Source organism: Gramella jeungdoensis, assembly GCF_023805255.1.
Lineage (GTDB): Bacteria > Bacteroidota > Bacteroidia > Flavobacteriales > Flavobacteriaceae > Christiangramia > Christiangramia jeungdoensis.
This window is the reverse complement of the sequence record NZ_JAMSCK010000003.1, coordinates 580,624-596,176: the sequence shown is the minus strand read 5'-3', so window position 1 is coordinate 596,176 and position 15,553 is coordinate 580,624. Positions and strand designations below refer to the sequence as shown.

The following is a 15,553-nucleotide window of genomic DNA, read 5'->3' as shown; positions in this document are numbered from 1 at the left end:
TTTGGCTATCATTAAGTGTATATTTTCGGGATATTATCCTGAAAAATTGAAAAACAAATGTAGTGAGCCTGTTGGGCATTCACAAAATTGCCTTTACCTTTAGCATGTTATTTAACAAGTATTCGCTGTGAAAAGACTCCTTATTACTATTAGTATCATCTCGCTGATGGTTTCCTGTGCTGATGAACCCAAAGAAAATCAACAGAAAAAAGAAGAAAGTCTCTCCTTTTCTTCAAAAACCATAGAAAAAAGGCTGGACGACTGCCATCCTGAAGAAGGTGAATGCACTTTTATAAGTCTGAGTTTTCCTGTCGCTGAAAATGGAAAAGATCAGGTTAAAAACATCAATGAAAATATTCATGACTTTCTGCGAAATACTATCGACTACCAGGAAGATGGAGGCATGGAAAGCCCTGAAGAACTTGCCGAAAGTTTCATCAATAATTATAAGGAAACCGCCAAAGAATTTCCTGAATATGACCTTCCCTGGGAAGCAACCATAAACGGCAAAGTGATCTACAATGATCAAAATGTGATCTGCCTGCAATTCAATACCGATATGTTTACGGGCGGAGCCCATGGCTACAGAAGTACCGATTATCTGAATTTTGATCCGGAAAATGGAAAACTTCTTAAAAAAGAAGATCTGTTTAAAGAGAAGTTCTTGGCTTTTGTAGAAAAAGATTTTAGAAAAAAACAGAATATCCCCTCAGATAGTAATATCAACAGCACCGGGATGTTATTCGAGGATGATAAGTTCCATCTTCCCAAAAACATTGGCCTTACAGAAGACAAAGTTATACTTCATTACAATGCCTATGAGATCGCTCCATATGCCGCGGGAGATTATGTGCTCACCTATTCAAGAGATGAAATAAAAGAATATCTGAAAATCAGTAGCGACCATAAGCAGGCTTAAATGTGAAGCTTTTTTTAAAAGAAAATGTCTATTTCCTGAAATGTCCGTTCTTTGCATTCAAAAGTCTTCCGTAATGAAAAAAATATATCATCTTTCAACCTGCGATACCTGCAAAAGAATATTAAAAGAACTTGATGTCCCTTCTTCTTTTATTTTACAGGATATAAAAGAGGATTCAATAACTGAAGAGCAACTGGAGGAGATGGAGGAACTTGCTGGAAGTTATGAAGCGCTTTTCAGTAAGCGGGCAAGACTTTATAAGGAACGAAATCTTAAAAATGAGGATCTCGATGAGGGCAGCTATAAGAACCTGATTCTTGAACACTATACATTTCTGAAGCGCCCGGTGATCATCAATAATGACCAGATATTCATCGGGAATTCAAAAAAGACAGTAGCCGCTGCCAAAGAGTCCATACATGGAGAATAGGAGGATCCTTGCCATCCTCGCAGCATTTGCTGCCAGTGCTATTTATGGCATAAATCACACCCTTGCAAAGGGCCTTATGCCCACTTATATAGAACCCTTCGGATTTATTCTGCTAAGGGTGACCGGCGCTGCCATATTGTTCTGGATCATAAGCCTTTTTGCACCAAAAGAAAAGATCGCTACTTCGGACTGGCCAAGAATATTTGGTTGTGCCGTGTTCGGGATGGTGATCAATATGCTTTTTTTCTTTAAAGGACTTAGCCTGTCCACACCAATAAACAGTTCGGTTATCATCACATTATCACCGGTAATGGTCCTGATCCTTGCATCTTTTTTAATCAATGAAAAGATCACATTTTTAAAAACACTTGGTATTATCATTGGTATGGCCGGCGCTCTTGTCCTGGTTCTGTTCAGCAAAGAAGAAAGTATTAACGCCCCAAATGTACCGGTGGGTAATATCCTCTTCATTGTAAACGCTTTCTCTTACGGACTCTATCTTATCCTGGTAAAACCACTTACCAAAAAATACAGTTCCATTACTTTGATGAAATGGCTGTTTTTTATCGCGATCTTCATCAACCTGCCGGTAACCATAGGTGAGTTTGCGGCTGTGGAGTGGACCGAACTGCCTTTTGATGCCATCTGGAAAATGACCTATGTAGTGGTAGGAACAACCTTTATGACCTATCTGCTGAATATTTATGCCTTAAAGCAGCTTTCAGCAGCGACGATAAGTGCGTTTATCTACCTTCAGCCCTTGATCGCAATTGCCTTTGCCATAGCCGTTGGCGCAGACCAGCTCACAATGGTAAAAGCCATCGCTGCTATACTCGTGTTTGTGGGGGTTTATATGGTAAGTGCAAAGAAAACCAAGATCGAAAATTAAATTATTCAGCTCCCCAATCCCAGGCATCTTCCCAGGCTTTAACCATAATCCATACAAGAATGCCCATTGCGATAACCCCTAACGATATGGTTGCCCAGGCGGAACCGGAAGTATTTTTAATCTGGAAAACCTTATAATCTTCCGGATCTATCTGGTAAGCAGAAAAACCTGGAATTCTCAGGTCTGCCTTTTCCCTGTTCTTGAATTTATTGGTAAAAAAGGGAGAATTTTTTGCCAAGACATAATAATTCCCATTCTCTCTAATTAACTTATAAAAAGGATATTTTTCTCCATTTCTATCTGTAAGTCGTATCTTTTTTTCTGATTTTACGACCTCCTCTGGAGAATAATTCTGATTATAATAGATCGTGCAGCTTTGAAAGAGCAACAATACTATTAGAAAAAGTGAAATGAAATTATGTATGGGTTTATTGCTGATCATCTTTTTAACAGATATATCAGGGGCATTGCACAAATAAAATTAAGTATTTTTAATTGATTATCAGTACACTACGCAGTTTTAATTATTTATTTCAGAAATGATGCCTGGAAGGTCTTTTTCTATCTCCCAGTCTTTCACTCCCAGTTTATCACTGAAATATTCAACAATTGCATCATCGCTTAACTGATAGATCTCTTTTAAACCTTTAATAATTGTTGAAAGATATGTCTGGTTAGGCTGATTGATCTCATCTTTCATAAATTTCTCACTGGTAAAGCTCACCACCGGCCTTCCCTCAATCTCTCCCAGATATAGAAGCAATCCGTACCGGCCATTGGTCATACAATTGTATTCTCCGTCTTCAATTAGCTTTTCAAAGTCTATAATGATCTCCCCATCAAATTTAAGTTCCTGTCTTACCAGATCCTTAAACTGATTTGAAGTGATAAGATAGGTTCGGCCCAGGGTTTCAACATTCTCATCCTTTTTAGGCTTCAGAAAACAAATTCCACCGCCATTCCAGGTAACCGATTCTTTAGCAAAATACATTTCGTGTGGAATACTGATCTTCTTACTCTTCTTAGGTTTGGTCTTGTCTGTACAGCCCTTAAAATTCCTCACCGCACCAGGTGGAGTACCGCCGTTTATATAACACATGAATCGCTCTTCCCTAATGTTGGAACCATAACAGGCATACCATATCTCATTTATAGTGTTTGGAGCCATATTTATTTTAAACTTTCCAGTTCCTCTTTGCTTAAATCGTGTGGGCGTTTACCGTATTTCCGGGTATCCTCTTTGGTCAATGTTCTGAAAGTTTTTGACTTCGGCGTAAGGTCCAGTTTGTCATAAAGTTCCCCGGGTAAAGAAGTCAGTTTTCTTTTCTCCAGATCTATCCAGGAGCCCATCATTTCACAGGTCGCGCAATTAATTCCATTATGATCGTAGATATTATGAATAAATTCAAAATACTTCCCGTCTTCCGAAAGGCCATTGAGTTCCAGGGTGACCCTTACCGGTTCACCGGCAAAAATTTCCTTGAAGTAATATATATGCTCATAGAAAACTATAGGTCCCAGATTGTAATGGGAAAGCTGTTCATGGCCAAATCCGTTCTCCATTAAAAAACCCATCCTGGTATGGCTCATAAAGTTAATGAAGGCTGAATTTGCAAGATGCCGGTTGGCATCAAGATCACTCCATCTTATCTCGAATTTCTTTGAATACATAAACTATTTTTATTCAAAACTAGGAATAATTAATATGCACACTAGCCTATTTTGCCTAAGTTTATCCTAAAATTGAAAAGGAATGCCGGTAATTACAGGAAACTATGTACCACCCGGAATCTTCAGGAGTGCTGATGTCTCCACGATCTATTCGGCCACGCTCCGCAAAGTGGAGCTGCCCGTTTATGAAAGGGAACGAATTGAATTAAGCGATGGTGATTTTATAGATCTGGACTGGAGTTATGGCAAACATCGGGATACCGATAAACTTGTCATTCTGCTTCACGGCCTAGCGGGAAATGCCAGCCGGCCATATATGAAGGGCATGGCCAGAGCCTTTAATAACAGGAACTGGACTGTCGCTGCCATGAATTTTCGCGGATGCAGCGAAGAACTGAATCGACATTTTCGCAGTTATCATGCCGGTGCCAGTGACGATCTTGCAGAGGTGATCACTCATGTGCTTTCACTTAAGAAATATTCTAAAATTGCCCTGGTAGGCTTTAGCCTGGGCGGGAATATGATGCTCAAGTATTTGGGTGAAAACAGAAGCATTCCTGATGAGATCATAGGAGCTACAGGGGTTTCAGTACCCTGCGACCTCGAAGGTTCCTTAGGAGCGATTAACCGGATGCGCAATTTTGTCTATTCGAAAAGATTTGAACTTAACCTGAAGCAACACTTGTATGAAAGGGCTGAAAAATTCCCTGACTATATCAGTAAAAAGAAGATTTCGGCCTGCACCTCACTGAGGGACATAGACGACCTTTATACTTCCAGGGCTCATGGTTATAAAAATGCTTCCGATTATTACAAAAGAACCAGTGCTATTGGTTTTCTCCCGGCGATCAAAATCCCTACGCTCCTAATAAATGCTGAAAACGACAGTTTTCTTTCTTCAGATTGTTACCCTTATAAAATTGCGGAGGATTCAAAACATCTTTATCTGGAAGTGCCTCCGTATGGCGGGCATGTTGGCTTTGTAACAAAGACTTCGATCTATTATCACGAAAAAAGAGCCACCGATTTTATTGAAGCAATGGTTTAGCACAATATTTACAGGCTCGTTCTTAACTGCTATGAATTGGAGATGCTATAGAATTGATTATCTTTGCGCAAGCTTTTAAAATTCAGGCATGATCCAATCTATGACAGGCTTTGGGAAAAGCATCACTCAAATTCCCAACAAAAAGATTACCGTAGAGCTAAAGTCTCTCAACAGCAAAAATTTTGACCTGAATGCGCGCATTCCTTCACAATACCGTGAAAAGGAACTGGACCTTCGAAATCTTATTTCCAATTCTTTGGGCAGGGGCAAAGTAGACCTCTCAATATATGTTGAATATACCGGGGAACAGACTTCGACCAATGTGAATAGCGGAGTGGTAAAAAACTATATGGACCAGTTAAGGGATATTGTTAATGCCACAGAGATCGAATTACTGAAAATGGCAGTTAAAATGCCTGATGCCCTGAAGACCGAAAGAGATGAAATCGACGAAAAGGAATTCAACGCCATTGAGAAAGCCGTAAAAGAAGCTTTAAAAGAGATCAATAATTTCAGGACTGATGAGGGTGAAGCCCTTGAAAAAGACCTTCAATTAAGGATCTCCAATATACAGGAGCTTCTCAAAGAAGTGATTAAAATGGATCCGGACAGGGTTGATGCAGTTCGTGAAAGACTTCGTAAGGGTATTGCCGAGATAAAAGAACAGGTAGATGAGAACCGGTTTGAACAGGAGCTGGTTTACTATATTGAAAAATTCGACATCACAGAAGAAAAAGTAAGACTGGATAATCACCTGGAATATTTTCAGAAAACCCTGAACACTAAAGATTCTAACGGAAGAAAACTGGCCTTTATCTCTCAGGAAATAGGCCGTGAAATAAATACCATAGGCAGCAAGTCCAACTATGCGCCTATGCAGCAATTAGTAGTTCAAATGAAGGACGAACTGGAGAAGATTAAAGAACAACTTCTAAATGTACTCTAAATGAGCGAAGGCAAACTTATTGTTTTTTCTGCCCCCTCAGGATCGGGAAAGACAACAATAGTACGACACTTACTAAAACACCCGGAATTAAAACTGGATTTTTCGATTTCGGCTACCTCTCGCGCTCCAAGGGAAAATGAGGTTGACGGAAAGGATTACTATTTTCTATCCCTAAAGGATTTCAAGCAAAAGATCAAAAATGATGAATTCCTGGAATGGGAAGAGGTGTATCGTGATAATTTCTACGGAACACTGAAAAGCGAAGTAGAGCGCATCTGGAAGGAAGGCAAACATGTGATCTTCGATATTGACGTAGTTGGCGGGCTGGATATTAAAAACATTTACCCGGAAAGGACCCTGGCGGTATTTGTAAAACCTCCGAGTATTGAGGAACTTAAGATACGTTTGAAAAAAAGAAAGACAGAAAGCCCGGACAAGATAAACATGAGGGTAGCAAAAGCTTCTATAGAACTGGCTACTGCACCTCAGTTTGATTTTATTATAGAGAACAACGAGTTAGGGATTGCCCTGGATGAAGCTTATGAGCTGGTCTCTAATTATGTGGGTGCTGAAAAAACTGCGAAATGAATAGAAAAGTAGGCCTTTTCTTTGGAACCTTCAACCCGATACATACCGGCCATTTGATAATTGCCAATCATATGGTGGAATATTCAGACCTGGAAGAAGTTTGGCTAGTGGTTACTCCACATAATCCACATAAAAAGAAAAACAGTCTGCTTGATAATCATCACCGGCTGGAAATGGTTTACAGGGCTTGCGAAACCTATGAAAAATTAAAACCCAGCAACATAGAATTCGATCTTCCGCAGCCAAATTATACTATAAATACTCTGGTACATCTTCAGGAAAAATATCCTACCAACGAATTTAGCCTTATCATGGGTGAAGATAACCTTAAGAACTTTCATAAATGGAAGAATTACGAGGTGATACTGGAAAATCATGAGATCTATGTTTATCCAAGGATAGCATCGGGCGAAATGGCTCCTGAATTCCGCGATAATCCAAAAATAAAGAAGATAGATGCCCCGGTAATAGAGATCTCTGCAACCTTTATAAGGAAATCGATCAAGGAATCTAAAAATGTAAGACCCTTACTGGATAATAAAGTATGGGAATATATTGATGAAATGAATTTCTATAAATAGGTAAAAGACTGTTTAAAAACCTATTTTGAATATTCTTTTTAGCTGATTGATCCTCCTTTTTTCATCGTGGAACTACAAGCTCTAGAACGTCGACTGCTCTCAGTTTAACATTCTCAAAATTCTTAAACAGTCTTTTTATTTATCTTTTGTCGCCCAAAGGCGGAATTCTTAATACCTGACCGGGATATATCTTATCCGGATCCTGAAGCATTGGTTTGTTGGCTTCAAATATCAGCGGATACTGATTAGGGTCTCCATAATGTTCGTTTGAGATCTTACTCAAGGTATCCCCTCTCTCAACAGTGTGAAACACCGCCTCCGGTTCAGCATTTTCTATATCCATCCTGTCGTCTACCTGTGCTATGCCTTCAGAATTTCCAACTACCAGAATTATCTTTTCTCTAGTGGACTGGTCCAGGGCTTTCCCCGAAACAACAGCCATATCATTCTCTATGAAAATCTTTAAATTTTCTATTTTCAAATTAAGGTCCTGAATGGTCTGTTCCAGTTTTCGGGAAACTTTTTCATTTTCTTTTCTTTCTTCCTTTTCAAGGCTGTCAGTTTTTCCAGCCTCCCTGGTCCTGGCTTTATCTAAGCCAAAAACTTTCTTGCCGGCATCTTTAATAAAAGAAAATATTCCCATCTCTGTTCTTTAGTGTTTGTATTAAATGTACAAAAGGCAATCAAGTTATAGGTAGGCGCCACTGCTAAAATTTTCCAAAAAAGCTTCTGAAATTAAAAAAACCGCTTCTCTCGAAGCGGTTTTTTCAACTAAATAACCAACCAAAAAAACTAAGAAAATGTTCTTCCAGAAAAGATGAACGGGAAGAACATTTCAATAACGAGAATAGACCACTTAGATTGTCTCTGAAAAAGGCTTTTACTGTTAAAGTTTAAATGTGGTTTTTTTGAAAAATCCGCAACAATCACCACGAAAAAAAGCGAAAAACTTTAAATAACTTTAAATTTGACTATTTTTGACACACAGAATGAAATCATATGGATAAAACCCCAAGTTTTGGTGTGATTGGTGGTGGTAGCTGGGCCACGGCCATAGTAAAAATGTTGTGTGAGAATCTTGAAAAGGTAAACTGGTATATGCGCAGCGTATATGCAGTTGAACATATTAAAAAACAGGATCACAACCCTAATTACCTAAGTTCTGTTGAATTCGATGTAAACCAGCTTAATTTAAGCAATGACATCAACGAAGTAGTTGAAGCTTCAGATTATATCATCTTCGCTATTCCTTCAGCATTTTTAAAACGTGAACTGGATAATCTTCGGATTCCTTTAAAGGATAAAATTGTTTTTTCAGCTATTAAAGGGATAGTTCCGGAATCCAGTCTTATTGTAGGTGAACATTTCAATCAATATTTTGAGGTGCCTATGGAAAATATAGGTGTCCTAACCGGGCCCTGCCATGCTGAAGAGGTGGCTTTGGAAAGACTTTCATACCTCACAGTTGCGTGTCAGGATGAAAAAAAGGCCGAAATAGTAGCTGGTTACCTGGGCAGTGATTATATCACCTGCAAAATAAGCGATGATGTGATTGGAACCGAGTACGCAGCCGTACTTAAGAATATTTACGCAATCGCCGCCGGAATTGCCCATGGACTGGGCTATGGAGACAACTTCCAAAGTGTACTGATGAGTAATGCTATAAGGGAAATGAAGAAATTCATCAAGAAAGTACACAAAATGAAAAGAAATATAAATGACTCTGCTTATCTGGGAGATCTTCTGGTGACAGGATACTCAATTTTTAGCCGTAACCGCATGTTTGGCAACATGATAGGCAAGGGTTATACTGTAAAAAGTGCCCAGATGGAAATGAGTATGATTGCCGAAGGCTATTATGCTACTGAAAGTGCTTATAAAATAAACAAGGCCAAAAAAGCCAAAACTCCCATTATAAATGCAGTTTACGCCATTCTCTATGAAGGCAAGAACCCTAAAAAGGTTTTTAATAAATTAGTAGACAAATTAGATTAAAATTGTAGTTTTTTTCTTACGCATATTCCTATAATATTCTGATTTTTATACATTTCAGCGATTTTTATTGCATAATAAAACAATTTATGTATTACCTTTGCAATACCAAATCACTAATTAACCAAAGTATCATGAACAAAAGACTTATAGCTTTAGGGCTAGTTCTAGGGCTGGCTTTCACCGGTTGTCAAACAGAAACCGTTTCTGAAGAGATCCAAACCGAAGAGCTTTCTGTTTCAAAAGAGAAAACTAAAACAGAGATCACTACCAAGATCCATAATCCTGACTGGATGATCGCTATCCACAATCCGGATTGGATGATCGCTATTCATAATCCAGACTGGATGCTGGAAGGTTATGCCAGCTGTGAAGGCCTTGACGCGTATACGGGGTCTGAAAACCTTTCGGTTCCTCACTCTGCCGAGCCTAAATTATTTGGAGGCATTACCAAACTGAATAATTTAAGTGTTGGCGGAATGCTAAGCATTTGTGGAGGCCTTGACGTTGAAGGTTCTGCAAGAATCCATAATTCTGGAGAATTGACCGTAGTGGGAATGATGATGGTTGGTACTAACGAACAGCCACAAGACCTTATTATAAACAACAAAGCCCATCTCAACATGAACGGAACGCTGATCGTTACCGGAGATTTGATCCTTAACCGTGGTGCCACCCTGGAATTCAATAATGACCTGGAGCACAACAACCTGATAGTAGAAGGAGAAATAATCCGTGATGATTATTCTTTCTTATCAGGTCAGTACAATGATCATTCAGAGCACGAACACACACATTAGAAGTTTATTATTAGTCATAAAAAAAAGCCCTCTTTTCGAGGGCTTTTTTCTTGATCTATTTATTTGGCAAGGACACCCTTTTTAGGAATCAGAGGCACCTGATCTAATGCCGTTTCTCTAATACTGTTTTTAGAAAAAGTAAATTTCTTATCAAACATTTTAGAGTTGGTGAAATAACTTACCCTGAATTCATTGTTAAGAGACAGAACCTCATCCTGAATGAACTCTATTTTAGCAAAGCTCTTTGACGGGAGTTTTTCAATTTTGTGCCGCATCACCGAAGTCTCTCTTTTCTTATCATAACCCCTGGCAACGATAAGAACCATTTCAAGATCTTTCGAAGAATCGTTGATCAGATAAACATTCCATTCGTCAGACCGGAATTCTTCATTGAATTCCTTTATCGCAGCTACATATACATCTTTTACCTGTGGGATTTCAATATCCTTTTTCAAAACCTGTCTTCTGTTTTCTTCTTAATTTTATGCCAGATAAGCCACACCAATAATACTGTGACCGCAATTAAGATAAGCCCCAGAGTGACCTTGATAAGGGCGATTACAAAGGTCGCATATAGTATGGCCGCGATGACCAGTATTGCCAGTATGATGATACCATTTTTCTTCACTACAGGGCCGATTTGAATTGCTCAAGGAAACGAAGATCGTTCTCATAGAACATTCTGATATCTTCTATCTGATAAAGCAGCATTGCGATTCTCTCAATTCCCATCCCAAAAGCAAAGCCTGAATATTCCTTGGGATCGATATTACAATTCCTAAGGACATTCGGGTCTACCATCCCGCAACCCATTATTTCAAGCCAGCCGGTACCTTTGGTGATACGATAATCGGTCTCTGTCTCAAGCCCCCAGTATACATCTACCTCAGCACTTGGTTCAGTAAAAGGGAAATAAGAAGGTCTCAGACGGATTTTCGACTTTCCGAAGAGCTGTTTGGTGAAATAAAGAATGGTTTGCTTAAGGTCTGCAAAAGAAACATCCTTGTCTATATATAATCCTTCTACCTGATGGAAGATACAGTGAGATCTTGCTGAAATTGCCTCATTCCTGAATACTCTTCCTGGAGAAATGGTCCTTATAGGCGGTTTATTCTCTTCCATATATCTCACCTGTACCGACGAAGTATGGGTTCTAAGAAGGATATCAGGATTGGTTTGTATAAAGAAAGTATCCTGCATATCCCTTGCCGGATGGTATTCCGGAAGGTTAAGAGCAGTAAAGTTATGCCAGTCGTCTTCCATTTCGGGCCCTTCAGACACGTTGAAACCTATATTCGAAAAGATCTCGGTGATCTGGTTCCTAACCACAGATATTGGGTGTCGGGAACCTATCTCCACCGGTTCTGCCGGCCTGGAAAGGTCTCCGTACACTCCTTTTTCTTCCTGTCGCTTCTCTAATTCCCCTTTAAGGAAATTTACCTTATCCTGTGCGGCAGTCTTCAGTTCATTAACTACCTGGCCGAACTCCTTTTTCTGTTCATTAGGTACATTCTTGAATTCTGCAAAGAAGTCATTAAGGATCCCTTTTTTCCCAAGATATTTGATTCGAAAAGCTTCGATTTCGTCTTTCGTGGCGGCATTAAATCTTTCAACCTCAGCAATATGCCCTTTAATTTTATCGATCATAGGTGATTTCTTTTCGGAAGCGCAAATTTAATAAAATTTAATCCTAAACCCGTCCATTATAAAGGCTTATTCAGTTTTCGCTGTTTCGGGCTTATTTTCTGAAGGTAATTTGTCGTGATAGATGTACTGAATAAGGAAAAATACCGAAAGGGCACCAAAGCAATGCCAAAGCCAGTGTGTGCCCATAGGCATTACATAAATAAACCTGTCCATGACCCTGAAACTCAGAGCCACCCCAAAACTTAAAAAAGCCAGGAGAATATAGCCCCAGTGATAAAGTTTGGTGGTATAAAAATAAGTGAGAATTGGAAGCAACAACCCTACAGCAGTGCCTATATATCCTATGGATGTTTTAAGGCTTTGTGCCCAGGGAATCATCCTTATTCCAAAAACCAGAAATAACACCACCAGGATGAGTATGAGTCGTTTTCTACGGGTCGCTTTTAACTTGATAGTATAGTAGACCGAAACAGCAAGGCATAGCACAACTATGGGTAACCAGTCCATATACATCCACACATCATGACTCCTGGTGGCATGATATATCGTACCCCCGATAAATCCTATGAATAATACAGGTAAACTCCAGGCAAGGAATCTGTGATTCTTATAATCACTATAAACCTTTAGAGAAAAATAAATGATAATAAGGAGAAAGAAAAGATTGCTATAGGTATTAAATGGCTCTACCGGTAATCTTCCTGCAATAGTCTCCTGATAAATGGGCCCGCTGTCACCCGGAAATGAAATAAAATACAGATGTGCCACCATCTACGAAATATATTCTTTTTCCATAAAATAATGTACTATGGCTTCTTTCATAAGAACTGCCTGCTCCCCGGCCTTAAGTACCGGTAATTCTTCCTTGACCCTGAAATGCGGCCAGCCATCTTCATCATAAAAATCGAATTCATAATAGCCATATGGTTCCAGCAAAGTGCAAATAGCTATATGCATAAGATCTATCTTATGGTCCTTTTTATATTTCCTGTGAGGCTGTCCCAATTCCTGGACGCCAATTAGATAAATTATAGCATCCAGCTCCATCAATTCTCCGTCTGCAAACTGATTAGAAAGTTTTTTTTGAACCCTTTCCCATCTTTCTTTTAATTGTTCATCTCTTGCCATGCTGCAAAGATACCATCTAGATTTAATAATTATTATATTTGAGATATGAATACCGTGGATATTATCTTAAGCCTGGTGCTTTTGTACGGACTGGTGAGAGGTCTGTTTAGAGGATTGCTTGCCGAACTGGCCTCTCTGGTTGGCATTGTTGCCGGTATATATGGCGCCGTACATTTCTCTCACTTCCTTGGAAGCATACTTTCCACATGGATAGAATGGCAACCCCAGTACATTAATCTCATCAGTTTTGCAATCACTTTTATCTTGATCGTTTTCCTGGTGTCACTGGGAGGAAGAATGCTGACCAAAGTTGCCGCTTTTGCTGCCTTAGGAGTTGTGAATAAACTGCTGGGAGGGGTCTTTGGCCTGTTGAAATCGGCATTCGTGGCCAGTGTGATCATCATGTTCTTCAAAGCTACCAATGAAAGGATAGGGATCGTGGAAGACAGGACTCTTGAAGAATCCATCCTTTATGAACCGGTAGAAGGTATCGCTCCTATAATTCTTCCATCTATCATAAAACAGGTAAAGGAAAGAGACCTTTTAAACGATGATGAGGAGGAAGACTTTATATAAAAAAATCCGGCAGCAGCTTTTTCTAACTGCGAACCGGATTTTATTAAAGCTTCTAGGCTTCTGCTAAGACTATAAAAGTGTCACTTTACCATTTGAAATAGAGTAAACACCGCCTACTATCTTAATTTCACCATTGTCCTCCATCTCTTTCAGAATAGGGCTTTTCTCCCTGATTCTTTCCATTGTGAGTTTCACATTATTCTCAACAACTCCAGCTACGAATTCAGCGTTGCCAGAGTTTCTTTCACCATCTGTATCAGTTGCCTTTACAGCCGGTTTAATGTTACTTAATAAGTGCGTAATATTACCCAATTCCACATCATCACAGGCAGCCTTCACAGCACCGCAGGCTTCATGTCCCAGGACAAATACCAGTTTACTACCTGCAACCTTGCATGAATACTCCATGCTTCCAAGAATATCGGTATTCTCAAAATTCCCGGCCACACGAGCCACGAATATATCTCCAACTCCCTGGTCAAAAACTGTTTCAACAGGAACTCTTGAATCTATACAGCTCAACACAACAGCCTGTGGCCACTGTCCGCCGCTGGTCTTCTGGATCTGGCTAGAGTAATCCCTTTCGTTCATCTTATTTTCAGTAAATCTCTGGTTCCCGGCAAGAAGTTCTTTTAGAACCTCATCTGGAGAAAGCTTCGACTGCTTTTCCTTATCAATTATATCTTTAATCATAATGGTTTATTTTTTAAATTTTAAAATTGGAATTTTTCAAAGTTAATTACTTCTAAAAAGTATACTAAGCTGGTTTTGGTTTCTGAAAAAACTGATAATAACTATCTGGATTCTCCACCTCGCCTCTTTCAGAAATTATCTTGATATTGATATTTCTTTCTTCGGCCTTGACTTTGAAATCATCCAGAATTTCAATTATATCGTTATCCAGATAACGTGTTTTACTTACGTCCATCACAAGATAAGAATTCTCTTCGAGGTTATTCAATTCCTTCATGATAGCTCCCTTATTTATAAAGGTAACCTCTTCAGCTAAAGTCATTTTCACCGTCTTACTTCCATCCTGAACATTTTCAATGTGAAGGAAATGAGAATTCTGGTAACTTTTTATTAAGATCACGACGATTCCCACTAATAGTCCAAGGCTAATACCTATTAAGAGATCTCCAAAAACGATACCCAGGATAGTGATGATAAAGGGGACGGATTGCTTCCATCCTTTGCGATACATTTCAAGAAAAAGGCTGGGCTTAGCCAGTTTATACCCTACCAGGAATAGAATAGCTGCAAGTACAGATAGCGGAATAAGATTTAATATTCCCGGAATAATAATTACCGATATTAACAACAAACACCCATGCATAATGGCCGAAAGTTTAGTTTGCCCTCCCGACTGAATATTCGCCGAACTCCTAACAATTACCTGCGTGATTGGCAGACCACCTATAAATCCGGAAATCATATTTCCGGTTCCCTGGGCGAACAATTCCCTGTTGGTAGGGGTGGTTCTTTTATGCGGATCAAGTTTATCGGTAGCTTCTACGCATAAAAGGGTCTCAAGACTTGCTACAAGTGCCATGGTAAAAGCAGTGATCCATATCTCGGGTGCACCAATCATTTTAAAGGAAGGAAAGGTAAATTGTCCAATAAAGGAATCAAAACTATCCGGCACAGGAACATTCACAAGATGATCTTTAGCAATCGCCAATGACTCCGAATCTCGGGTCAACAGGTAAAATATGATCCCGGCAGCAACCGCCACAAGAGGACCCTGGATAAGTCTGAAAATTTTTGCCTTTTTGGTAAGCACTGCTTCCCATAAGACCAGGATCGCCATACCAATAAATGCAATCAGAGTGGCGCCAGGGCTTATATTATTTAGTGCATTAAAAAGCTCCGAAAAAGTGTTTTCTCCATCCAGCTGGGAAAAAGCCCAGTCTCCCTGAGGATCTCCTTCATATCCAAAGAAGTGTGGTATTTGTTTAAGGATAATAATAATCCCAATACCGGTTAACATTCCCTTGATCACCGAAGAAGGGAAGTAATAACCTATAATTCCGGCCTTAAGAACCCCGAAGAGAATCTGTATACCACCTGCAATCACCACAGCAAGCAGGAAATTCTCATAACTTCCCAAACTGGAGATCGCAGCCAGTACAATGGCAGCAAGACCAGCGGCGGGACCACTAACTCCAAGGCTGGAACCACTAATAGCTCCAACCACGATCCCACCGACTATTCCGGCTATTAAACCTGAGAATAGTGGTGCCCCACTGGCTAATGCAATACCCAGACATAAGGGGATAGCGACGAAAAATACGACAATACTTGCCGGAAAATCTTTATTTAGTTGTTTAAACATAAT

The 15,553-nt window shown here is 39.5% G+C and carries 21 protein-coding genes; 10 read left to right on the top strand and 11 right to left on the bottom strand.

Going from position 1 to position 15,553, the window contains the following annotated elements; translation table 11 throughout:
* The first annotated feature begins 127 nt into the window (after positions 1-127).
* The 3 genes from NE848_RS10430 to NE848_RS10420 all read left to right on the top strand — a co-directional run bounded on the left by NE848_RS10430 (position 128) and on the right by NE848_RS10420 (position 2,238).
* Positions 128-919 (top strand): DUF3298 and DUF4163 domain-containing protein, encoded by a 792-nt coding sequence (locus NE848_RS10430; protein ID WP_252113218.1) that lies wholly within the window; start codon positions 128-130, stop codon positions 917-919.
* A gap of 73 nt (positions 920-992) precedes the next feature.
* Complete coding sequence (locus NE848_RS10425; RefSeq protein ID WP_252113216.1) at positions 993-1,349, top strand: arsenate reductase family protein; 357 nt, start codon at positions 993-995, stop codon at positions 1,347-1,349.
* Positions 1,339-2,238, top strand: coding sequence for a DMT family transporter (locus NE848_RS10420; protein WP_252113214.1), 900 nt, complete (start codon positions 1,339-1,341; stop codon positions 2,236-2,238). The genes NE848_RS10425 and NE848_RS10420 overlap by 11 nt, the downstream gene beginning before the upstream one ends.
* A gap of 1 nt (position 2,239) precedes the next feature.
* Here NE848_RS10420 and NE848_RS10415 read toward each other — a convergent pair whose 3' ends face one another.
* The 3 genes from NE848_RS10415 to NE848_RS10405 form a co-directional block, all read right to left on the bottom strand.
* Entirely contained in the window at positions 2,240-2,680 is a 441-nt protein-coding gene (locus NE848_RS10415) for a hypothetical protein (protein WP_252113212.1), read from the bottom strand.
* Between the two features lie 78 nt (positions 2,681-2,758).
* Complete coding sequence (locus NE848_RS10410; protein WP_252113210.1) at positions 2,759-3,406, bottom strand: hypothetical protein; 648 nt, start codon at positions 3,404-3,406, stop codon at positions 2,759-2,761.
* Between the two features lie 2 nt (positions 3,407-3,408).
* Positions 3,409-3,909: an acyl-CoA thioesterase gene (locus NE848_RS10405; RefSeq protein ID WP_252113208.1), complete on the bottom strand. Its 501-nt coding sequence runs from the start codon at positions 3,907-3,909 to the stop codon at positions 3,409-3,411.
* A gap of 82 nt (positions 3,910-3,991) precedes the next feature.
* Here NE848_RS10405 and NE848_RS10400 point away from each other — a divergent pair, with 82 nt between their 5' ends.
* From NE848_RS10400 to nadD, 4 genes are all read left to right on the top strand, one after another.
* Positions 3,992-4,957: a YheT family hydrolase gene (locus tag NE848_RS10400; protein ID WP_252113206.1), complete on the top strand. Its 966-nt coding sequence runs from the start codon at positions 3,992-3,994 to the stop codon at positions 4,955-4,957.
* Positions 4,958-5,045: 88 nt separating this feature from the next.
* Positions 5,046-5,903 (top strand): YicC/YloC family endoribonuclease, encoded by an 858-nt coding sequence (locus NE848_RS10395; protein WP_252113204.1) that lies wholly within the window; start codon positions 5,046-5,048, stop codon positions 5,901-5,903.
* Entirely contained in the window at positions 5,904-6,491 is a 588-nt protein-coding gene (gene gmk / locus NE848_RS10390; protein ID WP_252113202.1) for a guanylate kinase, read from the top strand.
* Positions 6,488-7,072, top strand: coding sequence for a nicotinate (nicotinamide) nucleotide adenylyltransferase (gene nadD / locus NE848_RS10385; RefSeq protein WP_252113200.1), 585 nt, complete (start codon positions 6,488-6,490; stop codon positions 7,070-7,072). Before gmk ends, nadD begins: the two co-directional genes overlap by 4 nt.
* Before the next feature lie 139 nt (positions 7,073-7,211).
* Here the strand turns inward: nadD and lysM are convergent, their stop codons facing one another.
* Complete coding sequence (gene lysM / locus NE848_RS10380; RefSeq protein WP_252113198.1) at positions 7,212-7,715, bottom strand: peptidoglycan-binding protein LysM; 504 nt, start codon at positions 7,713-7,715, stop codon at positions 7,212-7,214.
* Between the two features lie 356 nt (positions 7,716-8,071).
* Between lysM and NE848_RS10375 the strand changes: the two genes are divergently transcribed.
* Positions 8,072-9,067: an NAD(P)H-dependent glycerol-3-phosphate dehydrogenase gene (locus NE848_RS10375; protein ID WP_252113196.1), complete on the top strand. Its 996-nt coding sequence runs from the start codon at positions 8,072-8,074 to the stop codon at positions 9,065-9,067.
* 131 nt (positions 9,068-9,198) lie between these two features.
* Positions 9,199-9,864 (top strand): hypothetical protein, encoded by a 666-nt coding sequence (locus NE848_RS10370; protein ID WP_252113194.1) that lies wholly within the window; start codon positions 9,199-9,201, stop codon positions 9,862-9,864.
* A gap of 59 nt (positions 9,865-9,923) precedes the next feature.
* On the opposite strand, the gene NE848_RS10365 is transcribed toward NE848_RS10370, so the two are convergent.
* The 5 genes from NE848_RS10365 to NE848_RS10345 form a co-directional block, all read right to left on the bottom strand.
* A complete protein-coding gene (locus NE848_RS10365) occupies positions 9,924-10,319 on the bottom strand; it encodes a hypothetical protein (RefSeq protein WP_252113192.1) in 396 nt (131 codons plus the stop codon).
* Complete coding sequence (locus NE848_RS10360) at positions 10,316-10,492, bottom strand: hypothetical protein (protein WP_252113190.1); 177 nt, start codon at positions 10,490-10,492, stop codon at positions 10,316-10,318. The genes NE848_RS10365 and NE848_RS10360 overlap by 4 nt, the downstream gene beginning before the upstream one ends.
* Positions 10,492-11,511 (bottom strand): phenylalanine--tRNA ligase subunit alpha, encoded by a 1,020-nt coding sequence (pheS, locus tag NE848_RS10355; protein WP_252113188.1) that lies wholly within the window; start codon positions 11,509-11,511, stop codon positions 10,492-10,494. The genes NE848_RS10360 and pheS overlap by 1 nt, the downstream gene beginning before the upstream one ends.
* Before the next feature lie 66 nt (positions 11,512-11,577).
* On the bottom strand, positions 11,578-12,282 hold the full coding sequence (locus NE848_RS10350) for a hypothetical protein (RefSeq protein WP_252113186.1): 705 nt from the start codon (positions 12,280-12,282) through the stop codon (positions 11,578-11,580).
* Positions 12,283-12,639 carry a hypothetical protein gene (locus NE848_RS10345; protein WP_252113184.1) on the bottom strand — a complete coding sequence of 119 codons (357 nt, stop codon included), beginning with the start codon at positions 12,637-12,639 and terminating at the stop codon, positions 12,283-12,285.
* A gap of 45 nt (positions 12,640-12,684) precedes the next feature.
* Between NE848_RS10345 and NE848_RS10340 the strand changes: the two genes are divergently transcribed.
* Positions 12,685-13,215 (top strand): CvpA family protein, encoded by a 531-nt coding sequence (locus tag NE848_RS10340; RefSeq protein WP_252113182.1) that lies wholly within the window; start codon positions 12,685-12,687, stop codon positions 13,213-13,215.
* A 69-nt stretch (positions 13,216-13,284) separates the two neighbouring features.
* Here the strand turns inward: NE848_RS10340 and NE848_RS10335 are convergent, their stop codons facing one another.
* Together NE848_RS10335 and NE848_RS10330 are read right to left on the bottom strand one after the other, a co-directional pair.
* Complete coding sequence (locus tag NE848_RS10335) at positions 13,285-13,908, bottom strand: carbonic anhydrase family protein (protein WP_252113180.1); 624 nt, start codon at positions 13,906-13,908, stop codon at positions 13,285-13,287.
* Positions 13,909-13,972: 64 nt separating this feature from the next.
* The gene (locus tag NE848_RS10330) at positions 13,973-15,550 is read right to left on the bottom strand and encodes a SulP family inorganic anion transporter (protein WP_252113178.1); all 1,578 of its coding nucleotides are present in this window, start codon (positions 15,548-15,550) and stop codon (positions 13,973-13,975) included.
* Positions 15,551-15,553: the final 3 nt, after the last annotated feature.

Bases quoted from the DNA above. Each gene is read 5' to 3' on its own strand.
- pheS (WP_252113188.1), bottom strand. From the start codon at position 11,511: ATGATCGATAAAATTAAAGGGCATATTGCTGAGGTTGAAAGATTTAAT.
- NE848_RS10415 (WP_252113212.1), bottom strand. From the start codon at position 2,680: ATGATCAGCAATAAACCCATACATAATTTCATTTCACTTTTTCTAATA.
- NE848_RS10340 (WP_252113182.1), top strand. From the start codon at position 12,685: ATGAATACCGTGGATATTATCTTAAGCCTGGTGCTTTTGTACGGACTG.
- NE848_RS10330 (WP_252113178.1), bottom strand. From the start codon at position 15,550: ATGTTTAAACAACTAAATAAAGATTTTCCGGCAAGTATTGTCGTATTT.
- NE848_RS10410 (WP_252113210.1), bottom strand. From the start codon at position 3,406: ATGGCTCCAAACACTATAAATGAGATATGGTATGCCTGTTATGGTTCC.
- NE848_RS10405 (WP_252113208.1), bottom strand. From the start codon at position 3,909: ATGTATTCAAAGAAATTCGAGATAAGATGGAGTGATCTTGATGCCAAC.
- NE848_RS10400 (WP_252113206.1), top strand. From the start codon at position 3,992: ATGCCGGTAATTACAGGAAACTATGTACCACCCGGAATCTTCAGGAGT.
- NE848_RS10375 (WP_252113196.1), top strand. From the start codon at position 8,072: ATGGATAAAACCCCAAGTTTTGGTGTGATTGGTGGTGGTAGCTGGGCC.
- gmk (WP_252113202.1), top strand. From the start codon at position 5,904: ATGAGCGAAGGCAAACTTATTGTTTTTTCTGCCCCCTCAGGATCGGGA.
- lysM (WP_252113198.1), bottom strand. From the start codon at position 7,715: ATGGGAATATTTTCTTTTATTAAAGATGCCGGCAAGAAAGTTTTTGGC.
- NE848_RS10370 (WP_252113194.1), top strand. From the start codon at position 9,199: ATGAACAAAAGACTTATAGCTTTAGGGCTAGTTCTAGGGCTGGCTTTC.
- NE848_RS10350 (WP_252113186.1), bottom strand. From the start codon at position 12,282: ATGGTGGCACATCTGTATTTTATTTCATTTCCGGGTGACAGCGGGCCC.
- NE848_RS10345 (WP_252113184.1), bottom strand. From the start codon at position 12,639: ATGGCAAGAGATGAACAATTAAAAGAAAGATGGGAAAGGGTTCAAAAA.
- nadD (WP_252113200.1), top strand. From the start codon at position 6,488: ATGAATAGAAAAGTAGGCCTTTTCTTTGGAACCTTCAACCCGATACAT.
- NE848_RS10335 (WP_252113180.1), bottom strand. From the start codon at position 13,908: ATGATTAAAGATATAATTGATAAGGAAAAGCAGTCGAAGCTTTCTCCA.
- NE848_RS10395 (WP_252113204.1), top strand. From the start codon at position 5,046: ATGATCCAATCTATGACAGGCTTTGGGAAAAGCATCACTCAAATTCCC.
- NE848_RS10420 (WP_252113214.1), top strand. From the start codon at position 1,339: ATGGAGAATAGGAGGATCCTTGCCATCCTCGCAGCATTTGCTGCCAGT.
- NE848_RS10425 (WP_252113216.1), top strand. From the start codon at position 993: ATGAAAAAAATATATCATCTTTCAACCTGCGATACCTGCAAAAGAATA.